The following is a 21,608-nucleotide window of genomic DNA, read 5'->3' as shown; positions in this document are numbered from 1 at the left end:
GTAAACAAACTCGTATACATGTGATAACAGCGGGATGTAAACAAATTTGTTACTAAAGATTACCGAAATGTGTACAAATCACAACAGTTTACAAGATGTTTACAGTTATATATCTTTTAGGTGATGCCAATTGCAGAATTTAGAAATCTCCTATAACCTTTAAGTTAGAAGTAAGGTTTTACTAAACTAATGAAAAGGAATGATTAAATGATGAACACTCGAATTGCAGCTGTTGATGTTGGTAATGATTCCATTAAAGCTATTTTTGGAGAGCTAGAGTATGAGTTGAATATTCCTAATATTATGGCAATTGACACGGAAGATCGTCCGGTAATTGGAATTGAAGAATTAGATAATAAAAATCCTTTGGAAGGAATTCATATTAAAGTGCATTCCCCTGCATTGAAAGAAAATAATGCGATCTATCGTGTTGGTCATTTGGCAACGAAAAGTGGCAATGCTACAGAATTAGATCCAGGAAGTGCAAAATCTGAAGAGGATCAAACATTAGTCATGCTTTTTGCAACGTTAGCATTAGATGCAGTTAATGAAAAAAATACTAGCCATTTTCCTCGTACAAAAAATGTAATTGATGCAAACTATACCCTAGGAACTGGTCTACCTTTACGTGAAGTGAAGGAAGGAAAGGATGCAGGATATCGCTCTAAACTAGTTGGTTCTGTCCACCAAGTAGAGTTTCTTGTCACACCAAAATATCAAGGATTCAAGGTAAATATTAAATTCAATGAAGTAAAGATATACCCAGAAGGATTTGCCGCTTACATTAATCTAGTAATGGACAATCAACTAAAAATTATTAATAAAGATTTAATCGATAAAAGAATTATTATCCAAGATATTGGCGGATTATCAACGGATATTGCTGTTATTAAAAACCGAAACGTGGATGATGATAAAGCACAAGGGTTTAATCTCGGTGTATCCGAATCTTTAGAGGCAATTAGAGAAGAAATTCGCTCAAAACATGGTATTGAATTAGATAGCCGTCGCGATGTAGTGGAAATTATTACGAGAAAAAATGATCGGAACCATATTATGGTGAAGGGAAGCCGGACAAGTGTCCATGATATTACAGACCGAATTTTACTCGAACTAGCTAAAAAGCAATATCGTTTATTAAGAAATGTATGGCAAAAAAATTCTCAAACAGAAATCTGCTATTTTGTTGGTGGAGGAGCTAATGTATTAAAAGAATATATTAAAACCTTAAATAACAATTTAGATGGATATAATATTGAATTTTTTGAAGATGAAAAAGAGAGCATTTGGATGATGGCCAATGCTTATTATAAACTAATTACTGATTTTGTTCGAAAGATGGAAAAGCCTAAATCACCTCAAGAGCCTGTGAAAAATTAATTAGGGTGATCATATGAAAAGCTCAAATTCTAATGAGATAAAAAGGGGACAAGCCATTTCCTTTCGTATCCCTTCTGATACACCTGACCATCTGCTGAAACATTTACAAAAGCTAAAGGAAGTTGAAAGACGAAATTTTTCAAGTAAAATTGCCGAATTTGTCCTGCGAGGGGTTGGTCAATCCTTTTCGAAGGAACGGGAAACGATTACGATTCCTCTTCCCCATAGCTTAAGCAAATCCCAACGAGATTGGCTAAAACATGAGCATTCAGAGGCGCTATTAGGAACGATACTTTATCAACTTTTAATGGATCCTGTTCGTGCCACTGCTTTGTTATCATCTTTAAATAGTAACTCCTTAGATATAGATGAAGCTTTGTATTTACAAGAAGGGACATATGAAGAGTCGCCCATTACGGAAACGTCATATGGTGATGACGATATACACTCTATTAAAGGAACATCCACTGACGGGCACGTAGAAATGATGGATGATTTGGACTCCTTTGATTGGGACAAAGCAACACAACATCAATCGATAGCGGTGGAAGAAGAGCGGACGAACATGGAAAATGATCTCGACAGTTTATTAGGAGATTTTCTTAATAAAATGAATAAGTAATAAATTTTTAAATCCCACCTTTTAAGAAAGGTGGGGTTTTTCATGTATTAGTGCTATTTTTTGTTGGTAAGCCTTTGTTGCAATCAGGGCAACTATTAAAAGAAATTCAGATATATTATGCGGAGCATCGATTTGCAAAAGGAAATTTAAAATAGGGACAATTCCCATAGAAAGAATGCCTACAAAGTACCATGGCCATCTTTGTTTCCACCAAATGAAAATAGAAGTGATTAATAATGTTGTGGATACGCCAATGATCATAACAGGAATGCCTTCTTCATTCTTTGTATAACTTAAAACCCCATTCTTCCAAGTAGGCTCTAAAGAGAGGTTAGGTACTAGTGAGAGTAGTTCGTAGATAATGAAAAAAAGTGTAAGAAATAGAGTGGGAAACTGTACTATTTTTTTCGATGCCCATTTAATATTGGCATTAACTAATGTATGCCATGCAAAAAGTACAAGTAGAGGCGTAACAAAAGCATGCAACCAATAACGTAGTTCATTTAAAGCTTTCAGTAAATCGCCTTCCCCTATAAATTTTCCTAAAACTAGAATTCCGTTATCATAGAGCAAAGCTACGATAACGAGTAATAGAACATTACTTACGTCTATCCAGCCATTCTGTTTAGCTAAAAAGATACCTATTATAAATAAAAAGATGAAAGCAATAGAAAGCAAAAAGTAAATAAAGGTATCCATAATAATTTGCCCTTCTTTCTCTTTTACAACAGAGAATTTTAAATCCTACTTAGTATAAATGTATACCTTGATTTTATTCAAAAATCATTATAAATTTACAATGGATTATTTAACTACTAAAAGGTAAAAGTAGAGCAGGTATTTAGTTACTTTGAAAACTAAACGGAAATGACAACCATCTTTTATTGGGCTATAATGAGAAGAATTGACACTACCCTTCCCATCATAGAAAGGGGTTTTTTTATGCTTAAATTAGATCGTGTTTCAAAAAGCTTTTCAACATTTCAAGCAGTAAAATCAGTTTCTTTAACGATTAATCAGGGAGAAATCCATGGCATCATTGGGGCAAGTGGAGCAGGTAAATCGACTTTATTAAGATTGATGAATTTGTTGGAAGTTCCAGATGAAGGCGAAGTAGAAGTAAATGGTCAACGATTAACAAGGATGAATAGGAAAAAACTTCGACAAGCTCGTAAATCAATTGGAATGATCTTTCAGCATTTTAATCTAGTTGCCAATAAAACCGTTTATGATAATGTTGTTGTACCTTTAGACTATCCAAGGGCAGAACGTAGAAGCCGCGTGATGGAATGTCTTCAATTTGTCGGTTTGGACAGTTTAGTGGATAAATATCCTTCCCAATTAAGTGGCGGCCAAAAACAGCGTGTTGCAATAGCAAGAGCATTAGCGAATAAGCCGCAAATTCTACTATGTGATGAGCCAACCTCTGCCCTAGACCCTAGTACTACTGCGGACATATTAACGGTATTACAGAATATTAATAAAAGTTTAGGTGTGACAATTGTTATCGTCAGTCATGAGATGGAAGTCATTCGAAGTATATGTAATCGCGTAACGGTCATGGCGGACGGAGAAATTTATGACACGGTGATTTGTAAACCCACAGGGATATTAAGCAAAGAGAATAGCCCAGAATACTTTGTCGAACAACTAACAAAGGATGTTGAAATAGACCATGCTTGATACTTTAGTTCAATATGAATCGGAAATTTGGCAAGCAATTGGGGAAACCTTTGTCATGGTAGGGGTTTCAATAATAGCAGCCGTTCTAATCGGTCTCCCAGTCGGGACGTTACTTTTCCTTAGCAGAAAGGGCAATATGCTTGAAAATCGTTTGCTTTTCTCGACGTTAAATTTATTAGTCAATACAATCCGTTCTTTTCCATTCTTATTATTAGTAGTCTTTTTAATACCATTTACAAGGTTCATTATCGGGACAGCTATTGGAACGGCTGCAGCAACTGTTCCACTATCGATAATCGCTATTGCCCATTATGCGCGGTTGGTCGAACAATCGTTATTGGATGTCCCAAAAGGCGTTATAGAAGCGGCAATTTCAATGGGTGCATCTGTTAGAGAAGTAATTTTTAAATTTGTTTATGTAGAAGCTCGTTCGGGACTCGTTCTCGGATTAACTACTTCGATTATTAGTTTTATTTCCTATTCAACAATCATGGGAGTAGTTGGTGGCGGTGGAATAGGGGATTTTGCTATTCGATACGGATACCAACAGTTTAAAACCGACTTAATGATTTATATGATCATAATAATGGTCATACTTGTACAGCTTATCCAATTTATTGGTACAAACCTATCGAGAATCATTGATAAAAGATAATTACTGGAGGAAAAATCATGAAAAAAGTGCTTTCCCTTATAACTGTATGTTTATTTATTTTGGCTGGTTGTGGCCAAACAGATGAAGCAAAAAATAATGAAAGTGGACAAGAGCAAAAGCAGGAAGAAGTGACATTAAAAGTAGCTTCATTAATCCCACCAATGACGGAAATTTTAGACCTTGTTAAACCGAAACTTGAAGAGGAAGGCATTCAACTTGAAGTAGTTGTATTAAGCGATAACGTCCAACCGAATAGTGCACTTGCAGCAGGCGAAGTAGATGCAAACTTTTTCCAACACGTTCCGTATATGGAGGAGTTCAACCGAAACAATGATGCAGAATTAGTTTCTGTTGAACCAATTTACTTTGCCAATTACGGTGTGTATTCAAAAAATTATAAATCAATCGAAGAGTTACCAGAAGGTGCTGTTGTTGCGATTGCCAATGACATTTCCAACGTTGACCGTTCACTATCCTTATTAGCCCAACATAATATCATAAAATTAAAAGAAAAAACGGATAATTATTATACGAAAGCAGATATTATTGAAAATCCAAAAAATTTAAAGTTTGAAGAAGTCGATTTATTAATGTTAGCGAGAATGTATGATGATGCAGATGCTGTCGTTATGACACCGGCTTATGCGGCACCCCTTGGATTAACGCCGAAAAGTGATGCGCTTCTTACTGAAGGAGTGGAAAATGACTTTGCCATTACATTAGTTGCGCGTAAAGATAATGTAGACTCTGAACCAATCCAAAAATTAGCGGAAGCGATGACAAGTCCAGAAGTGAAAAAATTTTTAGAAGAAAATTATGATGAAACGGCTATTCCTGCCTTCTAAAAACGTTTCTTTTAAAGATTGCTTTTGAACAAAATAAAGCCCATATAAACAACCTATTGCTTACATTTAGGTCGTTTATATGGGTATTTTTTATTTTGGCTCTATAATATTTGTTGGGGTTTAAAAAAATTTCATAAATAAAAAAGCACGTAATCACCGATTTCTATATACTTGAATTGTCGAGAAACAAGCAATGAAAGGTGATACGTGCAAATGAATTTTAACATGAATATTCCAGGATTAAAAGGTGTAACTGTTCATAAGGTGGAGGAGATGGGGGAACGTATTGTTCTACACGTTTCCATACCAAAAAAAGAACATCAATGTCCAGCATGCAAGAATATAACATCAAAAGTCCATGATTATCGAATTCAAAAAATTAATCATTTAAAATGGTTTGAACGATTAACCGTCCTTTTTTATAAACGTCGTCGTTATGTATGCCAATGTGGGAAACGTTTTTCAGAAAAATCCCCTTTCGTGGATAAATATCAACGTTTCTCGAAAGAATGGAATCAAGTTGTACGAATCCGTTCAATAAAGGCAAAAACATTTAAAGAAGCAGCTGAAGTACTTGGTACATCAAGCTCAACAGTGATTCGTCGCTTTAAAGAAGTAGTAAAGGAACAATTAAATGAAGGGGTTCATTTACCAAAATGTATCGCGATTGATGAATATAAAGCAGATACCGATGCGGGAACTTATCAATTAATTATTGCCAATGCGGAAACACATGAACCAATTGATATTTTACCAAATCGTAGAAAAGAAACCATTAAGGATTACTTGATGAAATACGGTGCAGATGTAGAAATTGTGGTTATGGACATGAATCCAAGCTTTAAAGCAGCAGTTAGGAAGGCGTTAAATCGCCCGATTATTATTGCGGATCGCTTTCATTATTGTCGTTATATTTACTGGGCACTAGATGAAGTACGTCGAAATGTTCAAAAAGAATGGCATGCATATGATCGAAAGAAATGTAAGAAAATGCGTCATGTACTATATAAACGATTTGATAAGTTAACAGAAACGAATCGTTGGTACTTAAATCGTTACATAGGAATGTCGAAGGAACTAAAGCAAGCCTATGAATTAAAAGAAGCTTACTGCGAATGGTTTGATTGGGCAAAAACTTCAAATGATTTGATAGAAATAAAAAAAAGATTAGAAGCCTTTTACCGAAAGGTAGAAAAAGCAAATATTCCGGCATTTTTAAAGGCCATTCAAACGCTAAAAAATTGGCAAGTTGAAATTTTAAATAGTTTAAGTTTTGGATATTCAAATGGTTTTTTAGAAGGAATTAATAATAAATCAAAAGTTTTGAAGCGTAATGCTTATGGTTTTAGAAGCTATGAACACTTTAAAGCGAAAATTTTATTAAATAATTTATCTAAGAAAATTGGGATTCATTTAGGATAATCGGGGTGCCGTGTAATATCACTTCACCCCAACATTTGACATAGAACCTTTATTTTAACTTTCTCGTAAAATCGGAAGGGTACAACAACGGAAAGAACCACCAGATTTAATAATTTCCGTAATATCTACTTCAATTACTTCGAAGCCACGTTTTCGCAGTTGATTATTTACATTTTCATTTACAGGTAAGCTGAATAATCGTTTGTTGCCGATACTCAATACATTTGTACCTAATTGAAACTGTTCTTCTTCCGAAACCTCTATTAGATCATAACGAGAGGCAAATAAATCAATTTCCTTTTGTGATAAGGCTTTTGGATAGATTAGGGCAACATCGGGGGAAACAACATTAAATACACAGTCCAAATGCAAGTATTTTTCTTTAAAAGGAATCGTTACAATCTGAAAGTCAGTTAAAAGACGCTGTAGTTGGTCAGCTGCTTTTTGGTTTGTTCGGTTACTTAGCCCAACGTATACGGTATCCCGATCTATCACAACATCTCCACCTTCAATTAACTCTTCAACTAAATTATAATAGGAAATTTCTTCGTCCTCTAACCATTGTTTTAATACATTTTCCTCTCCTGCACGAACATCCGTGGCCATGTTTGCGACAAAGATTGTTTGTCCTAATGTAAAACCAATATCCCGTGTGAAGACCTGTTCTGGATACTTTTTATGGTAGGGCAGTAAAATCACATCAACATCATGATTTTTAAGGGTTTTAACAAATTCCTCATGCTGCTGAAGGGCCCGTTCGATATGAATGCCTTCATCAATAAAATGTTCTTGCGTTTCATTAATGACTTCCCGGATTGTCATATATTGAGGCTGGCAAAGAATTACTCGTTTTAACATATCATATTCACTCATACAAAAGGTTTTATGGTTAGTATATTCTTCCATTTTTTAGACATCCTATCTGTTTCGTTTAGTCCTTATTTTTTCCTAAAAATTCGATTATTATGACCAATTGATTGAAAGGAAATATTCTTTTAACTTGTTACAAATTCATGTTGTTTATATATAACTTGAAGCGTATAATGGGAACTGTTTACAACAAGAAAATTAGAAGGTGTCATGTATGAAAGCTAAAAAAATCATTATATTTATATTATCTATTTTTGTATTTTTAGGAGCTATTCTATTATTCAATTTTATATTAGTAGACAGTAATGGAATTGACCCTTCTAATAAGAAGAGTAGTAGTAAAAAGATGGAGGCATCTGCTTACTCGGGAGTGAATATCGTATCGGAAGTGTCTGATGAAACGACATACCATATGGCAGTTCATTATCCAAAATTTAAAGATCAACAATTAAATCAAGGGATTACCGATTATGTAACGGAATCTAAAGAAAATTTCTTAAATGAAGTAAAAAACAATAAGGAATTTCTTAAAGAAAATATAGCGGAATTGAACATATCTTTTAATATTTATCCAGTAGCTGAAAATGTTTACTCTATTGTATTTTCAAATGAAAGTTACGTTGTCGGAGCAAATGGCTTCCAAAGTACAAAAGTATTTTTAGTTGATATACATAATCATCAATATATACAACAAACTGATATTTTAATTGATAACGAGCAAAATCGGGGTAAAATCTATCAATTATTACTAAATGCCTTTGAACAATCGGAAGAATATAGTCTATACTTCTTCAAGGAAGATTTAAAGAACTGGATTGAAGATGAGAACAATCATTTCTCTAATATGTATCTTACTGACAAGTCAGTTATCTTTAAATTTAATGAATATGAGATTACTGCTGGTGCTGCAGGATCTCCAGAAATATCCATACCAATTGATCAGTTTAAAGATTTCTTAACAGATGAATGGAAAAATAAACTAAAGGTCAAAGTTCAAACTGATGAACAAAAGGTACCACCGAAAGTAACTCATGAAGAAGATTCAGAGAAGGCGTTAAATAAGGAAACTTCTACGAATAGAAAACGGGTTGCTTTAACGTTTGATGACGGACCACATCCAAAAAATACAGAAAAAATTCTTAAACTATTAGATAAATATGATGCGAAAGCTACCTTCTTTATGCTAGGTAACCGTGTAGACTTCTATCCGAATATTGTTAAAGAGATAGCTAGTAAAGGGCATGAATTAGGTAATCATACATGGAGTCATAAAGATTTAACTACTCTAAGTAATGAAGAAATTAAAAAAGAAGTCGAACAAACGAATAAGGCCATTTTAGATGCTACAGGAGAATATCCTACTGTTTTTCGTCCTCCTTATGGCGCGAAAAATGCCCAGGTTGATAAGGCAAGTGGGATGCCGGCTACTTTATGGTCAATTGATACACTTGATTGGAAATCCCACGATCCAAAAGCCATCTTAAGTATCGTAAAAGAAAATGTAAAGGATGGTTCTATCATTTTGATGCATGATATTCATGCCACTACTGTAGAAGCATTAGAGCCAGTATTGAAGTTTTTAAAAGAACAAGGATATGAATGTGTAACAGTTTCGAGTTTAAATTCGAACTAATTTCCACAAATTATTTCTTGGAAAATAAAATAATAGGACACCCTTTCTCTCTATCCCAGATGGAGGAGTTAAGGGTGTCCTTCTTTATGTTAAGGGGAAATTTTTACTCCTATATTTATTAAGTGAAGGATTAACATAAACTAATAGAGTACTATTTATATGGGGGTGAAGGGAAATGAAGAAATATGGGGTGTGGCTAATACTAATTGTTCTATTGCTTTGTGTTACTTATTTATGGGTCACATTTTCTATGAAAGATAAGGAAGATCACTCGGAACAAATCGAAAAGGAACGGATAAACCAATTTTTCACCGAACTAAATAGTATTTACGGTTACATCTATACTTCAAAGGATGGCTCACTACAACTGTTCTTGAAAATCAATCAAGCACTTCGTGAAGGTGAGTTGATGGGAAATCTCTATGTAATGGAACGTAATGAAAGTGCAGAAGAAGCGTATAAGGAAACAAAGTATGAATTAAATGGAATAACCGATGGACGTATGCTGGAATTCTATACGACTGTGGACGGGGAGACGGTTAAATTAGAAGGTAATTTCCATGAAGATGCTAAGAGCTTTGAATTGTCGTTGTGGATGGCTGAAATGAAAGTATTATTTCAAGCTATAACTGAGGAAGAATATACTGAAATGAATATAGCTAACCAAAAGGTAGAATAATAGAGTTCTAATAAAATGAAAAAAGGGTCCACTAGGGGCCCTGTATTTTAATATTCCAGCATTTGTTGATTTAATTCATCTGCTAATTCGGCTACTTTTTGACCTGCTTCACCAATCTCCTTTAGTGCACTTGTGAATTTAATGATTTCTTGATTGTTTCGTTCGTTTTGCTCTTTACTTGCACTGCTTGCAGTTAGTATCTCGTCAAAACTATTCACCGTATCTTGTACGTTTTGATTAACTGATAGTGTTTTAGAATTAACTTCGTTTATTTGATTGACCACTTCTTCAATTTGTTTCGTTGTAGAGGCAACTAATTCTTTAATATCGCTTGAAGAATCTTTTGTTTGTTCAGCTAGTTTTCGAACTTCTGCTGCGACAACAGAAAATCCTTTACCATGTTCTCCCGCTCTTGCTGCTTCAATTGCTGCATTTAACGCTAATAGATTTGTTTGTTCAGCAATGGAAGTAATAACCGCTACAATATCTCCAATTTCTCTTGAATTTGCTTCCAATGAACTGATACTCGTTTGAATGTCATTTACACTATTTTTTAAAGAAAGGGTTTGTTCAATAACTAAATCTAATTGTTTTCTTCCAGTCATAGATGTTTCGGAAGTAATAATCGCTGATTGTAAACCTTCGTTTATGTCTGTCTTCATACTTTCAGAACGAATGATAGTATCAGCGACAGATGCTCCAACTTCTTCTGACATGGCTGCCAATTCTTCTGTAATAGCCCCAATATTTTGTTTCACATTTTGTTTCGCTTGCATTTCTTTCTCTGCTGCTTCTTCGTTTTGCAGTTCTTGTAAAGCTGCTAAACAAAGTTGCAATTCTAAATTGAATATTTTATTTGTGACTTTAAAAGCTAATGTTAAACTTTCCATATCATCTTTATATTCTTCATGAAGGATATCAATAATCTTGTTTAAAAAAGCTTGGTTTGTACAAAGGTACCATCTTACTTCGACCCCAACTTTTAAATAATATTTGCCAATTTGATATCTTTTGGCTGCAAAATGATCATCGATAATGCCATCAAAAAAGCTAACGACGTATTGCTGACAGCCTGCTAAATCAATGCCTAAAGGGGTCATATCAACTACTTTTCGAATACCTTCAAAGGAATGGTTATAAATTGGATTATAAATTTCTTCAATGTTGGCTTGAATGAGTGGTTGTAACGCCTTTGCTACAGCTAAATCTTCTAATGTGAGGTCAATGATGGATAACTGTTGAATTACGTTAGGATAATGATGAATGTCTATTTTTTACCTGTTGTTTTTGTTTGGCCGCTTCTTCTTTTAGCTTCGTTGTTTGTTTTTTTTTCGTGAATATACTCATGAGATACTCCCTTTTAAAAAATATATAGTAATGTATTTATCGTCCATTAAAATTTATTTTGAATAGATACACAGACTTGAAGTTAACATTTAATGGGAAAATTTGACGTATAAGTTAGGAAAAAGTAAAAAAGCAAAGCGATTTTAATCATCACTTTGCTCTATTGTTTATTCAAACTCTTTATTTCGCTGTATATCCACCGTCAACAAGAATTGTTGTGCCAGTAACAAAGTCATTTTCAGCTAAGAAAACAACGGCATGGGCAATTTCTTCCGGTTTCCCTAAACGACCGATTGGGTGTTTTGCAACTAATCCATCGTAAAACTCACCAAGGGCTTCTTTATTAACTAAACCTGTTTCAATAAAGCCAGGTGCTACGGCATTTACTCGAATATTACGATCAGCGTATTCTAAAGCAGCTGATTTTGTAATTAAGTTAACAGCTCCTTTACTTGCTGCATAAGGGATAGACGTTGGTTCACCAACACTACCTAAAATCGATGAAGTATTAATGATTGAGCCTCCACCTGTTTTAAGCATTTCACGAAGGGCATATTTCATTCCATAAAATACACCATCTTGGTTAACAGCAATCACTCGTTTATATTCTTCATCTGTTAATTCGTGAGTCGGTTTTTGAATACCGATTCCAGCATTATTAAAAATAATATCTAATTGACCGAATTGGGAAACCGTTTGTGAAACAAGATTTTCAACGGATTTCTCATCAGCTACATTCACTTCTATAAATAAAACATCCGCATATTGATCTTTTAATTCATTGACTACTTTTTCTCCAGTTTCCTTGTTATAATCACCGATTACAACTTTAGAACCTTTGTCTAAAAAGGCTTTTGCAGTTGCTAAACCGATACCAGATGCACCGCCCGTAACAATGACTACTTTGCCCTTTAAATCTGTCATATTATTGCCTCCATTATTTAAGAAATTTTCATGCTCCTATATATTCTTTATACTTTTCCTCTTTATATACTTAAAAGAAGTTTTAGCAAAAGTTTTTGCACCTTCTTTCACAGCTTTTTTTCAATATTTAATTTCCTAGTTTTAAACCAATCCCTCTTACTTTTATAAACAAATTAAATGTACCACCATTTTAAAAAAGGAAGGTAAACAGAATTGGCATAAATGCAGCTTAACGAACAAAAATGATAATTTTGTTGAATAATTTTTTATAAAAGAGGGTTATAGGAGAAAATCGCTTCTTGTTATACTTAGGGAACAAGAGAGAAAAAGAAGCGAGAAAGAAGTGACAAAATGCAATATGGAGAAATAGTTGAAGGAAGATTTAGTAAACGTATAAATCGACTTATCGCAGAAGTTTTTATTAATGGGGTAAAAGAAAGGGTACATGTGAAAAATACTGGACGTTTAAGAGAACTTCTTCTTCCAGATGCGGAAGTTCTTTTAGAACGAAGTGATAATCCTAACCGGAAAACAAAATTTTCCTTAATAGCCGTTATAAAGAATAGAGATTGGGTCAATATTGATTCTCAAGCTCCAAATATGGTTGCCTTTAACGCATTAAAGGAAGGGAAACTATTAGAATTTAGGATGGTAAATTCGGTTAAAAAAGAAGTGACTTATGGAGCTTCCCGTTTTGATTTATTTTTTGAACATGATGATCAAAAAGGGTTTATTGAAGTTAAGGGAGTTACTTTAGAAAAGGATGGAATGGCGATGTTTCCTGATGCTCCTACAACAAGGGGAACTAAGCACGTGTTAGAGTTGATAAAGGCAGTGTGTGAAGGATATAGTTGTACCATTTTATTTATTGTCCAATTAAAAGGATGCCATGGGTTCACCCCTAATAGAAAAACAGACCCAGCCTTTGCAGATGCTTTATTACAAGCATACGAACAAGGGGTACAGATTTTAGCTTATGATTCGATTGTTAAAAAAGACGGATTAGTATTAAACGAATCACTTCCAGTCTATTTAGCATAAGAAGTTGACGAGAAGAAAATCTATTTATACGGATAAAGGAGGGAGCCCGATTTAAAAGCCCCTCCTTTCATCATTATTTGAAAAAAGATACTTTTTTTAGTACAGCACAAACGGGAATTGCAACAACGATTCCGACTACATTTTGTACAATGTTTCCTGGAATAGAGGCTACTGGGACAATCCAGTTATGAAAAAGAATCCCCTCACAAATATAATAGCCTGCTAACATAACCGGAACGGAAAGGATAGCTGCAATTAGATTTAAAGTAACGCTACCTCCATTACGTCCTTTCGACCAAGCAATTTTCCCAACAACATATCCTTGTAAGCCGCGGGCAACTAAAGTAAAAGGTGCCCATAATGTCCAGCCTGAGATTAGATCAAATAATCCCATACCAACAGCGCCAGCAATCGCTCCTTTTTTAGGACCGAAAAGAATGGAGGCGATAAAGAGCATCGCTGTTCCAAGGTGGACTAAACCACCATTTGCCGTAATGGGTAGTTTAATATTTAAAAAAACCGTCGCAACAAAGACGAGGGCTATGAGCATTGCGGATACAACCATATCGAATGTTTGGGAACGTGTATTGGACTGGTTTTGTATTTTTTGCATAATGGTTACCTACCTTATTTAATGTTACAGATAACATAGCAAAGGACTGGTATTTATAAAAGTATCAATTTTTTTAAAAATACAGTGGTCAGTTTTAATCTAGAAAAATATCACTTGTAAATAATAAATGAAATTAATTTCAAATTTCTCAATAAGTTTTCGTAATGATTCGGTAAATCTACAACCTGAAGTCGTTATAAATATGTCGAAAATAGGAAAAACGAGAAGGAACTTTTAAGGAAATTTCTCCTTATTTTATACTTTTTAAAGTAATGAATAGTAATCAAAAATTAGTTGAATAGTCCTTGTTTTTGAAATGAGATAAAATAGTAGACTTGTAAATTATTATAAAAATGAAGGGAATTTAATACTTTTCTCCCTTATCTACTAGTAGTTTATAGAGCGCTAAATTATGCTGATAGAATTGATGATAGGTAGAACGATTTATTTTTATTACATTGTAAACTTGTATCCTATTCTATTTGTTGAATTATTCATATAATTGGTAACTTCTAACTATTGTCCTTTTACCACTTAATACTTATAAGTATTTTAATAAATGGTACCAATTATTCAAATTACCAAAATATTGAAAGTTACTTACAAAATTAGACAGAAATTAGCTTTTCAATCGAATATAGTTATTGTTAACAACTAGAGATTATGATGACACCTTTGTTTTCTGTTTGCCTGGATTATCGTTTAGGAAGGAGGGACAAGGTGTTTTTTTAGTTGAACGTCAGGTGAACGGGTCGTTGTTAAAAATCGGAAGGAGGAGAATATGTGAAAAAGAAGAAACGTTCAACCAAAGCGTTTAATATTACAGCATCTTTACTCGTAGCGTTTTCCCTTATCGCACCTAGTGTTGCTAGTGCGGAATCGACAAATAAACTTCATGAATCTTTACGAGAATCAAGTGTAAGTAATGTTCTTGCAAAGGATAAAATTAGTGACCGTTTGCTAACTAATTTTAAAGATGAAGAGAAAGTAACTTTCCTTGTAAAATTTAAGGATAAAGCAGAGGCTCAAGAAGTAGCGAAAGAAGCAAGAAAAACTGCAAAGGAAAAGAAGTTATCCGCTCAAAATGCGAAATTAGTACAACGTTCAGCTGTTGTCTCCGAATTAAAATCAACTTCCATCGAATCACAACGATCAGTCATCGATTTTCTTGAACAAGAAGCGAAAAAGGGAAATGTAGATGATTTTGATTCTTACTACATTGTTAATGGGATGGCAGTAACTGCAACTAAAGAGATTGCAGAAAAGATTGCTACTTTTGCAGAAGTTGAAAAAGTACTTCCAAATGAAACTCGACAATTAGAAGCAACAGTCGTAGAAGATGCTCCAGCACCAGCATCAGAAGTTGCCAATGTCGAATGGAATGTCTCACGTGTAAAAGCTCCTGAAACTTGGGAGATGGGTATCGATGGTTCCGGTACTGTAGTGGCAAGTATTGATACCGGTGTTCAATGGGATCATCCAGCATTGAAGGAAAAGTATCGTGGTTACAATGCTGCTACTGGTGAGGTCGATCATGATTATAACTGGTTCGATGCAACTGCCGGCCAAGACGAACCTTATGATGATCAAGGCCATGGTACCCATGTAACGGGAACAATGGTTGGTAGCGAACCAGATGGAACAAATCAAATAGGTGTTGCTCCAGGTGCTAAATTTATTGCTGTTAAGGCATTTACTGCAGCTGGAGGTACAGATGCAGACCTTTTAGAAGCGGCAGAATGGATTTTAGCTCCAACGGATTCTGAAGGCAATGCCCGTGTCGACCTAGCTCCAGATGTTGTAAACAATTCTTGGGGTGGTGGACCTGGTTTAGATGAATGGTATCGAGATGTCGTGATTAACTGGCGCGCAGCTGAAATTTTCCCAGAATTCTCAGCTGGAAATACAACGTTATCAAATCCAGGTGGTCCAGGATCTGTTGCAGCTCCTGCCAACTACCCTGAATCCTTTGCAACAGGTGCAACGGATATTAACAATAAAGTAGCGAGTTTCTCCCTGCGTGGACCTTCTCCATATGATGAAATTAAACCTGATATTTCAGCCCCTGGTGTAAACATTCGTTCATCTGTACCTGGTGGAGCCTATGAAGGTGGATGGAATGGTACTTCCATGTCAGGTCCTGCAGTGTCTGGTGTAGCTGCACTCCTTCGTCAAGTAAATGCGAATATAACTGTCGATGAAATGGAAGAAATTCTATTAAACACGGCAACCCCATTAACAGATGAAGAGTATCCGGAATCTCCAAACCACGGTTACGGTTATGGTTTAGTAGATGCTTATGCAGCTGTATCTTCCATTATTTCTGGTTTAGGAACAATTGAAGGACAAGTGACGAAACAAGGTGAAGATACAGAAGCACCGACTTTCGAGCATGTTGCACCTGAAGAAACTTTTGAAGGAATGGATCTATCTTTATCTCTATCTATCTCAGATAATATTAGTATTTCATCTGTAGAGTTAAATTATACAGATGAAAATGGTGATGTCCAATCAATCGAAGCAGGTCGTCTTTCTGGAGATTATAAATCTGGAGAGTTTGGCGTTGTTGTACCAGGTAGCTTAATTACGGGCTCATCTTTCACGTATTTCTGGACAATTAATGACTTTGGAAATAATGAAGTGACAAGTGATGAGTATACGATTGAAGTAAAACCGGGTATTACGACAGGTTACTTTACCGATTTTGAAAGCCAACCGACTGGCTGGTATTCGTTCGGTAATGCAGATAGCTGGGAGTGGGGTGTACCGACATCAGGCCCTGGTAACGCTGCATCAGGTGAAAAAGTATATGCAACAAATCTAGAAGGAACCTATGATAACAACATGAATGCAACGCTAGTGATGCCTCCAGTTGATTTACCAGAGGGCAACGCTTATTTACAATTCAAACATTGGCATAATTTTGAGAAGTCTTCTACAGGAAGAGCTTGGGATTACGGTCATGTTGTCATTTCAACAGATTTAGAAAATTGGACGCAATTACTTCAAGTAAACGGTGTCTCTGATGGCTGGTTAAGTGCAGAAGTTGATTTATCGGAATACGCTGGTCAACGAGTATATATTGGGTTTAATTCATACTCAGACGGTAGTGTGTTACGCGACGGCTGGTATATTGATGATGTAGCGTTATCTGATTCGTCACTGTCTAAGAAACAGTTAGGCATCATTAAGGAGGTAAAAACAGAAAAAGTACCAAAACTAACTAAAAAAGAAAAAGCTGTTGAAGCAGAAAAAGAAAAAACAGATAAGCCTATCGATCCAAAAACAATTAAACCGGTATTACCTGAAAAGGCACCGGGCCCTATTGTAGAAGAAGTGGCGAATCCAACCCTACTTCCATTAGGAGCACAAGTAAGTGTTCTTGAATCAGGACGTTCTGTTTATACAAATCCAGCAGATGGTTCCTACTCTTTAACTCATAGCGCCGGTGATTTCACAGTCAAAGCGGAAGCTTACGGATTTGCATCGGAGCAACAAACAATTGAGTTAGAGGCAGATAGTTCAGTTTCTGCAAACTTTACGTTGGAAGAATTACCACAAAATACAGTGACAGGTTCCATTACTGATCAACAAACGGGAGAACCAATTGAAGGAGCAACGATACTTCTTGTAGAAGATGCGAATATTGCACCAGCTGTAACAGATACAAATGGTGGCTATTCGATTACTGCATATGAAGGTGACTATACGTTGAAAGTTGTTGCAGACGGTTACCATAGTCAAGAAGTAGCGGTTTCCATCGATGGCGATGGTGCAACGATGGATATTAGTCTGGAGCCATTCTACACGTATCCTGGTGGAGAAATTGGCTATGATGACGGTACTGCTGAAAATGCCCGTGCGTTTTATGATGCAGGAAATGGCTGGGCAGTGAAAATGTCTCTCCCTGAAGGCGAAGAAAGTGGGATTGTAACGGATGGGGTGTTCCGTTTCTGGGATACGTCATTCCCAACACCTGGAGGTACTGAATTTAAAGTAGAAGTTTGGGATGCAACAGGAGCAGATGGTGCACCAGGTAAAAAAATCGCTGGACCAATCGATGCAACGGCATTGCGTAATGGTGAATGGACTGTTGTAGATTTACGTGAACATAATATTATTGTAAACGGGGATTTCTACATGGTTTACATTCAAACTAAGCCAAATCCTAATACACCTGCTTTAGCAACTGATGAAGACGGTGAAAATGCGGCGAGAAGTTATCAATTTGTTTCCGGTGCTTGGACTCCATCTCCAGCAGAGGAAGGAAACTATATGATTCGTGCCCGTGTTAGCTATGAGGTAGATGCACCAGTAATTACTGGGCCAACTGATAGCTTTATTACAAATGAAAAAAGTTTAACCGTAACAGGTACTGCTTCTCCGACAACAACAATTGAATTAAAGCATAATGGTGAGACTGCAGGATCGGTTGTTGTAGAACAGAATGGACAATTTGAAATTCCAGTAACGCTTGCTGAAGGTCAAAACGAGTTACAAGCAGTTTCAACTTTAGACGGCCGTACAACTGGAGAGTCTGCGCCAATTTCCGTTACGTTAGATACAGTGAAACCAGCTGTTGCGATTACTGAACCAACAGATGGCAGCAAAATTAATCGTGAGACGGTAACGGTAAAAGGTACAATAGAAGATGCTAATTTAGAATATGTTAAAGTAAATGGACAAGCAGCATCTGTTAAGGATGGTCAATTCTCAAAACGTATTATTTTAGAGAACGGATCAAATGAAATTAAAGTAGTTGCTCAAGATTTAGCAGGAAATCGCATAACAAAGAAAATGACAGTAAGTGTAGACTATGATGCACCAGTTATTGAAAATGTGAAGCCTGCGGAAGATCTTTACATTCAAACAGGTAAAAGTGTCATGATTGAATTTGATAGTGAACCAGGACTACGAGCTACGTTTATGGTGCATATGCCGTTAACAAATACAAAAGCTCAGGCTCAAAATGCAACAGAGCTTCCTTTAATGGAAATGAGTCCTGGTCATTACGTTGGCTATTATACAGTACCATCAGGAGCTGTCGCTGACGGTGCCCAAATTGAGGTAAAGGCTGTTGATAGCTTTAACAATGAAACACGCCAGAAAGCAGCAGGTAAACTTTATATCAACGTAGAGCAGCCAGCTAAAACTACTGATGTAAAAAAAGATACATCAGATAAAAAAGAAGAGTAATTAAAAATAGTAAGTACCATCAAAGAATCATTCTTTGGTGGTATTTTTTATTAAAAACGTTTTTTCCTTAAAAGGAGTCATACTTTCAAAATAAAAACTTTTGAATTGGACAAAATACAATTTGAAGAGTTTGAATGAGGATTTTAAAAATGCTCATTTTTACTTTTCACGACATATCAATGAGGAGGATAGCTATGCCAAATGTAGAAGTAAGCTGTGCTGTATCGAACTGTATTTTCCATAAAAAGGGTAATCTTTGTGGAGCAGAAAAAATCCAAATCGATATGGATTACCATTCCAAAAATAGAAATACAGAGTTTGCTTCGGATCTTGATTTCGATAAGATTACAGAAGAAGCAAATCATTCCCAAGACACATGCTGTAAAACGTTTGAACCAAAAAACGAACGTGAAAAATAAATTGAATTTATTTAATTCAATTTGTTACGACATGAAGGCAAGGCTGTTCGAACATTGAGGTTGTTGTAGGGACTAAAGGGATTTTTCCTTTAGTCCTTTCTTATATGGTTATGTATGATGATATGAGAACCCATTTAAACGAAAACAAAAAGAGAGAGCTGTCACGATGAAAGAAGTTATTTTAAAAAAATTGATGGAATTAGAAGAGAAATATTCTATAAAAATTTTGTATGCCGTCGAGTCGGGAAGCCGGGCTTGGGGATTTGCAGCAGAAAATAGTGATTATGATGTTCGCTTTATTTATGTTCATCATCCAAACTGGTATCTTTCCATTGATCCACAAGGAGTAGGTTCGAAGAAAGACAGCATGGAATTCCCAATAAATGATTATTTAGACATTAATGGCTGGGAGATAACGAAAGCGTTACGTCTTTTTAGAAAAAGTAACCCGACCATTTTAGAATGGTTGAAAAGTGAAATAATTTATTATCAAAATGATTTTTTTGTTGAACAGTTGCGTTTAATGCAATCAGATGTGTTTTCATCGACTGCTAGCCTACATCACTATTTGAATGTAGCGAATAATAACTACAAAACATATCTTCAACGTTCTACAGTGAAAGTTAAAATCTATCTTTATGCCATTAAGTCTTTACTGGCCTGTAGATGGATTGAAAAGTTCCAAACAGTTCCCCCTATCGCCATTTTAGAATTGCTGCCTATGATGGACAATAAAAAAGCGAAATGGGAAGTGGAACAACTGTTGAATCGAAGGAATTCAGAGGTAGGAATCGAATTAATAGAACCCATTCCCGTTTTGAATCATTATATAAAAGATGAATGTATGCGTATAAAAAGTTATATTCAGACGGTAACGGAAGAACAGAAGAATTCTACGGAGAAGTTAGATCACTTATTCAGACAAACTTTAAAAAAGGTATGGACTTTAAATGAATCTTGAGTGAGTGTTTCTGAGTATGAAAAGAATCGCCCCACTAGATACTATAATCCAGTGGGATGATTCTTTATTGAACGAGGTACTCCTCTTTAAGTTCTGAAATGGCTACTTCAGAACGTTCTTCGAGGGAACGTCGTAAATAACAGTAGCCGTCTTCCCATCGTCATGAAGTTTATCGATCCACACGGAAACACCATTATAGCTGACTTCATATTCCTTTGGGGAAGCATATATTTCTTGGGCACGATTGTAGTCCAATTGAATCCCTCCTATTTTTTGTTTCGAGTGTTATGTTTCGTATTTTCAACTAAATGGTGAAGTTCATCTAACTCTTGAGCAACTTCTTCTCGCATCTTACCAGGAGCAATTTTTTCTGTTTTTGGTGTTTGTGGTAAGGAAGCTTTATTTGTACCTTTGCTTTTACTATCATCTCTTCCCATAAGAAGTTCTCCTTTCGATTGGATTCCTTCTTAATATGGCTTAGGAATCGTTTTTTATCACAAAAAAATACACAACAACTAGTGTTGTGTACGCATTTTTTACTCTAACGGAATTCCTGCTTTTATTGAAAACTCATCTACTTGATATAACCATTCTCTAAGCAACCTTCTTGCTTCATCCAAACCTTGATTCGCTTCAGTCATTGTGTCCATACTTTGCTGTTCTATAGCGGAAATCATTAAAGTAAAGGAATTATATTGAATATTGGCTGCTTCAATATACTTTTCATGGAGAGCTTGAATTTCCTTGTTTTCCGGCATAATTGCTTCTAAGTCCGCAACAAATTGACGATAGCCAGGAATGACTTCATCTAAAAGGGTATAATATAAAGCTTCATCATTCGTATAATTTACACCGGTTACACTATCATATAAACCGATAATTCTTTCTTCTTCTACTGCTAGTAACATCATTTCATCTAAGTAATCTGAAAAGGCTTGAGCAAACTCTTCATCTGTACTCGGAGCAGTAGTCTCACTGTTTGAAGAAGTACCGGTCTTAGTTTCAGTTTCAATCTTAGAATCTGTTTTCGTTTCAGTAGTTGTTTCTTCATTCTTCGATTCTTTAGATTCTTCCTTTGAATCGGAAGTACTACAACCAACTAAAAAAACAAAGGTTACCATTGAAAGAAAAAGTAATAATCTTTTCATGTGACTCCTATCCTCCAACGAAATAAAAACCGCTGGATATGCTTTTTTGTAAATTGCATTCTTTATAGGATATTCAAAGTTTTGAAATGTGTTACTGATTTTTCCAATGGATCCCCTGTTTAAATTGTTAAAAACATTAAAAAAGCTGGATGAGGCAAATTTTTTTATGC

General features: G+C 35.4%; 19 protein-coding genes and 1 pseudogene. 12 read left to right on the top strand and 8 right to left on the bottom strand.

Annotation, left to right across the window (positions count from 1 at the left end):
• The first annotated feature begins 207 nt into the window (after positions 1 to 207).
• Entirely contained in the window at positions 208 to 1,380 is a 1,173-nt protein-coding gene (locus MHH69_RS18275) for a ParM/StbA family protein (RefSeq protein WP_122972092.1), read from the top strand.
• A gap of 13 nt (positions 1,381 to 1,393) precedes the next feature.
• Positions 1,394 to 2,002: a hypothetical protein gene (locus MHH69_RS18270; protein ID WP_122972093.1), complete on the top strand. Its 609-nt coding sequence runs from the start codon at positions 1,394 to 1,396 to the stop codon at positions 2,000 to 2,002.
• A 21-nt stretch (positions 2,003 to 2,023) separates the two neighbouring features.
• Here the strand turns inward: MHH69_RS18270 and MHH69_RS18265 are convergent, their stop codons facing one another.
• A complete protein-coding gene (locus tag MHH69_RS18265) occupies positions 2,024 to 2,701 on the bottom strand; it encodes a hypothetical protein (RefSeq protein WP_122972094.1) in 678 nt (225 codons plus the stop codon).
• 243 nt (positions 2,702 to 2,944) lie between these two features.
• Here MHH69_RS18265 and MHH69_RS18260 point away from each other — a divergent pair, with 243 nt between their 5' ends.
• From MHH69_RS18260 to MHH69_RS18245, 4 genes are all read left to right on the top strand, one after another.
• Positions 2,945 to 3,685, top strand: a complete 741-nt coding sequence (locus MHH69_RS18260) for a methionine ABC transporter ATP-binding protein (protein ID WP_341362883.1) — start codon at positions 2,945 to 2,947, stop codon at positions 3,683 to 3,685.
• Positions 3,678 to 4,340, top strand: coding sequence for a methionine ABC transporter permease (locus MHH69_RS18255; protein ID WP_122972096.1), 663 nt, complete (start codon positions 3,678 to 3,680; stop codon positions 4,338 to 4,340). Before MHH69_RS18260 ends, MHH69_RS18255 begins: the two co-directional genes overlap by 8 nt.
• A 17-nt stretch (positions 4,341 to 4,357) precedes the next feature.
• Positions 4,358 to 5,185, top strand: a complete 828-nt coding sequence (locus MHH69_RS18250; protein WP_122972097.1) for a MetQ/NlpA family ABC transporter substrate-binding protein — start codon at positions 4,358 to 4,360, stop codon at positions 5,183 to 5,185.
• Between the two features lie 207 nt (positions 5,186 to 5,392).
• Complete coding sequence (locus MHH69_RS18245; protein WP_136292374.1) at positions 5,393 to 6,607, top strand: ISL3 family transposase; 1,215 nt, start codon at positions 5,393 to 5,395, stop codon at positions 6,605 to 6,607.
• 54 nt (positions 6,608 to 6,661) lie between these two features.
• Here MHH69_RS18245 and MHH69_RS18240 read toward each other — a convergent pair whose 3' ends face one another.
• Positions 6,662 to 7,513, bottom strand: a complete 852-nt coding sequence (locus tag MHH69_RS18240) for a dimethylarginine dimethylaminohydrolase family protein (protein WP_122973104.1) — start codon at positions 7,511 to 7,513, stop codon at positions 6,662 to 6,664.
• Positions 7,514 to 7,691: 178 nt separating this feature from the next.
• On the opposite strand from MHH69_RS18240, the gene MHH69_RS18235 reads away from it, so the two are divergent.
• On the top strand, positions 7,692 to 9,110 hold the full coding sequence (locus tag MHH69_RS18235) for a polysaccharide deacetylase family protein (protein WP_341362882.1): 1,419 nt from the start codon (positions 7,692 to 7,694) through the stop codon (positions 9,108 to 9,110).
• Positions 9,111 to 9,285: 175 nt separating this feature from the next.
• Entirely contained in the window at positions 9,286 to 9,789 is a 504-nt protein-coding gene (locus MHH69_RS18230; RefSeq protein ID WP_122973100.1) for a hypothetical protein, read from the top strand.
• 47 nt (positions 9,790 to 9,836) lie between these two features.
• On the opposite strand, the gene MHH69_RS18225 is transcribed toward MHH69_RS18230, so the two are convergent.
• Together MHH69_RS18225 and MHH69_RS18220 are read right to left on the bottom strand one after the other, a co-directional pair.
• Positions 9,837 to 11,033 (bottom strand): globin-coupled sensor protein, encoded by a 1,197-nt coding sequence (locus MHH69_RS18225; protein ID WP_277749725.1) that lies wholly within the window; start codon positions 11,031 to 11,033, stop codon positions 9,837 to 9,839.
• 283 nt (positions 11,034 to 11,316) lie between these two features.
• A complete protein-coding gene (locus tag MHH69_RS18220) occupies positions 11,317 to 12,060 on the bottom strand; it encodes an SDR family NAD(P)-dependent oxidoreductase (protein WP_122973097.1) in 744 nt (247 codons plus the stop codon).
• A gap of 351 nt (positions 12,061 to 12,411) precedes the next feature.
• Between MHH69_RS18220 and sfsA the strand changes: the two genes are divergently transcribed.
• Positions 12,412 to 13,101, top strand: coding sequence for a DNA/RNA nuclease SfsA (gene sfsA, locus MHH69_RS18215; protein ID WP_341362881.1), 690 nt, complete (start codon positions 12,412 to 12,414; stop codon positions 13,099 to 13,101).
• A 73-nt stretch (positions 13,102 to 13,174) separates the two neighbouring features.
• Here sfsA and MHH69_RS18210 read toward each other — a convergent pair whose 3' ends face one another.
• Positions 13,175 to 13,714 (bottom strand): ECF transporter S component, encoded by a 540-nt coding sequence (locus MHH69_RS18210; protein WP_122973093.1) that lies wholly within the window; start codon positions 13,712 to 13,714, stop codon positions 13,175 to 13,177.
• A gap of 783 nt (positions 13,715 to 14,497) precedes the next feature.
• Here MHH69_RS18210 and MHH69_RS18205 point away from each other — a divergent pair.
• The 3 genes from MHH69_RS18205 to MHH69_RS18195 all read left to right on the top strand — a co-directional run bounded on the left by MHH69_RS18205 (position 14,498) and on the right by MHH69_RS18195 (position 20,290).
• The gene (locus MHH69_RS18205; RefSeq protein WP_122973091.1) at positions 14,498 to 18,910 is read left to right on the top strand and encodes a S8 family peptidase; all 4,413 of its coding nucleotides are present in this window, start codon (positions 14,498 to 14,500) and stop codon (positions 18,908 to 18,910) included.
• 194 nt (positions 18,911 to 19,104) lie between these two features.
• On the top strand, positions 19,105 to 19,329 hold the full coding sequence (locus MHH69_RS18200) for a DUF1540 domain-containing protein (protein WP_122973089.1): 225 nt from the start codon (positions 19,105 to 19,107) through the stop codon (positions 19,327 to 19,329).
• 166 nt (positions 19,330 to 19,495) lie between these two features.
• Complete coding sequence (locus MHH69_RS18195; RefSeq protein WP_122973087.1) at positions 19,496 to 20,290, top strand: nucleotidyltransferase domain-containing protein; 795 nt, start codon at positions 19,496 to 19,498, stop codon at positions 20,288 to 20,290.
• A 64-nt stretch (positions 20,291 to 20,354) separates the two neighbouring features.
• On the opposite strand, the pseudogene MHH69_RS18190 reads toward MHH69_RS18195, so the two are convergent.
• The 3 genes and pseudogenes from MHH69_RS18190 to MHH69_RS18180 all read right to left on the bottom strand — a co-directional run bounded on the left by MHH69_RS18190 (position 20,355) and on the right by MHH69_RS18180 (position 21,438).
• A pseudogene (locus MHH69_RS18190) lies at positions 20,355 to 20,545 on the bottom strand (small, acid-soluble spore protein, H family).
• An 11-nt stretch (positions 20,546 to 20,556) separates the two neighbouring features.
• Complete coding sequence (locus MHH69_RS18185; RefSeq protein WP_341362880.1) at positions 20,557 to 20,727, bottom strand: YfhD family protein; 171 nt, start codon at positions 20,725 to 20,727, stop codon at positions 20,557 to 20,559.
• A gap of 99 nt (positions 20,728 to 20,826) precedes the next feature.
• Positions 20,827 to 21,438 carry a hypothetical protein gene (locus MHH69_RS18180; protein ID WP_341362879.1) on the bottom strand — a complete coding sequence of 204 codons (612 nt, stop codon included), beginning with the start codon at positions 21,436 to 21,438 and terminating at the stop codon, positions 20,827 to 20,829.
• Positions 21,439 to 21,608: the final 170 nt, after the last annotated feature.

Source organism: Ureibacillus sp. FSL E2-3493 (genome assembly GCF_038077515.1).
Lineage (GTDB): Bacteria > Bacillota > Bacilli > Bacillales_A > Planococcaceae > Ureibacillus > Ureibacillus halotolerans.
The sequence above is the reverse complement of the archived record's forward strand: the minus strand, read 5'-3'. Positions and strand labels throughout refer to the sequence as shown.

Excerpts from the sequence above, each read along its gene's own strand:
- MHH69_RS18275 (WP_122972092.1), top strand. The coding sequence starts at position 208 with ATGATGAACACTCGAATTGCAGCTGTTGATGTTGGTAATGATTCCATT.
- MHH69_RS18270 (WP_122972093.1), top strand. The coding sequence starts at position 1,394 with ATGAAAAGCTCAAATTCTAATGAGATAAAAAGGGGACAAGCCATTTCC.
- MHH69_RS18265 (WP_122972094.1), bottom strand. The coding sequence starts at position 2,701 with ATGGATACCTTTATTTACTTTTTGCTTTCTATTGCTTTCATCTTTTTA.
- MHH69_RS18260 (WP_341362883.1), top strand. The coding sequence starts at position 2,945 with ATGCTTAAATTAGATCGTGTTTCAAAAAGCTTTTCAACATTTCAAGCA.
- MHH69_RS18255 (WP_122972096.1), top strand. The coding sequence starts at position 3,678 with ATGCTTGATACTTTAGTTCAATATGAATCGGAAATTTGGCAAGCAATT.
- MHH69_RS18250 (WP_122972097.1), top strand. The coding sequence starts at position 4,358 with ATGAAAAAAGTGCTTTCCCTTATAACTGTATGTTTATTTATTTTGGCT.
- MHH69_RS18240 (WP_122973104.1), bottom strand. The coding sequence starts at position 7,513 with ATGGAAGAATATACTAACCATAAAACCTTTTGTATGAGTGAATATGAT.
- MHH69_RS18235 (WP_341362882.1), top strand. The coding sequence starts at position 7,692 with ATGAAAGCTAAAAAAATCATTATATTTATATTATCTATTTTTGTATTT.
- MHH69_RS18230 (WP_122973100.1), top strand. The coding sequence starts at position 9,286 with ATGAAGAAATATGGGGTGTGGCTAATACTAATTGTTCTATTGCTTTGT.
- MHH69_RS18220 (WP_122973097.1), bottom strand. The coding sequence starts at position 12,060 with ATGACAGATTTAAAGGGCAAAGTAGTCATTGTTACGGGCGGTGCATCT.
- sfsA (WP_341362881.1), top strand. The coding sequence starts at position 12,412 with ATGCAATATGGAGAAATAGTTGAAGGAAGATTTAGTAAACGTATAAAT.
- MHH69_RS18210 (WP_122973093.1), bottom strand. The coding sequence starts at position 13,714 with ATGCAAAAAATACAAAACCAGTCCAATACACGTTCCCAAACATTCGAT.
- MHH69_RS18200 (WP_122973089.1), top strand. The coding sequence starts at position 19,105 with ATGCCAAATGTAGAAGTAAGCTGTGCTGTATCGAACTGTATTTTCCAT.
- MHH69_RS18195 (WP_122973087.1), top strand. The coding sequence starts at position 19,496 with ATGAAAGAAGTTATTTTAAAAAAATTGATGGAATTAGAAGAGAAATAT.
- MHH69_RS18185 (WP_341362880.1), bottom strand. The coding sequence starts at position 20,727 with ATGGGAAGAGATGATAGTAAAAGCAAAGGTACAAATAAAGCTTCCTTA.
- MHH69_RS18180 (WP_341362879.1), bottom strand. The coding sequence starts at position 21,438 with ATGAAAAGATTATTACTTTTTCTTTCAATGGTAACCTTTGTTTTTTTA.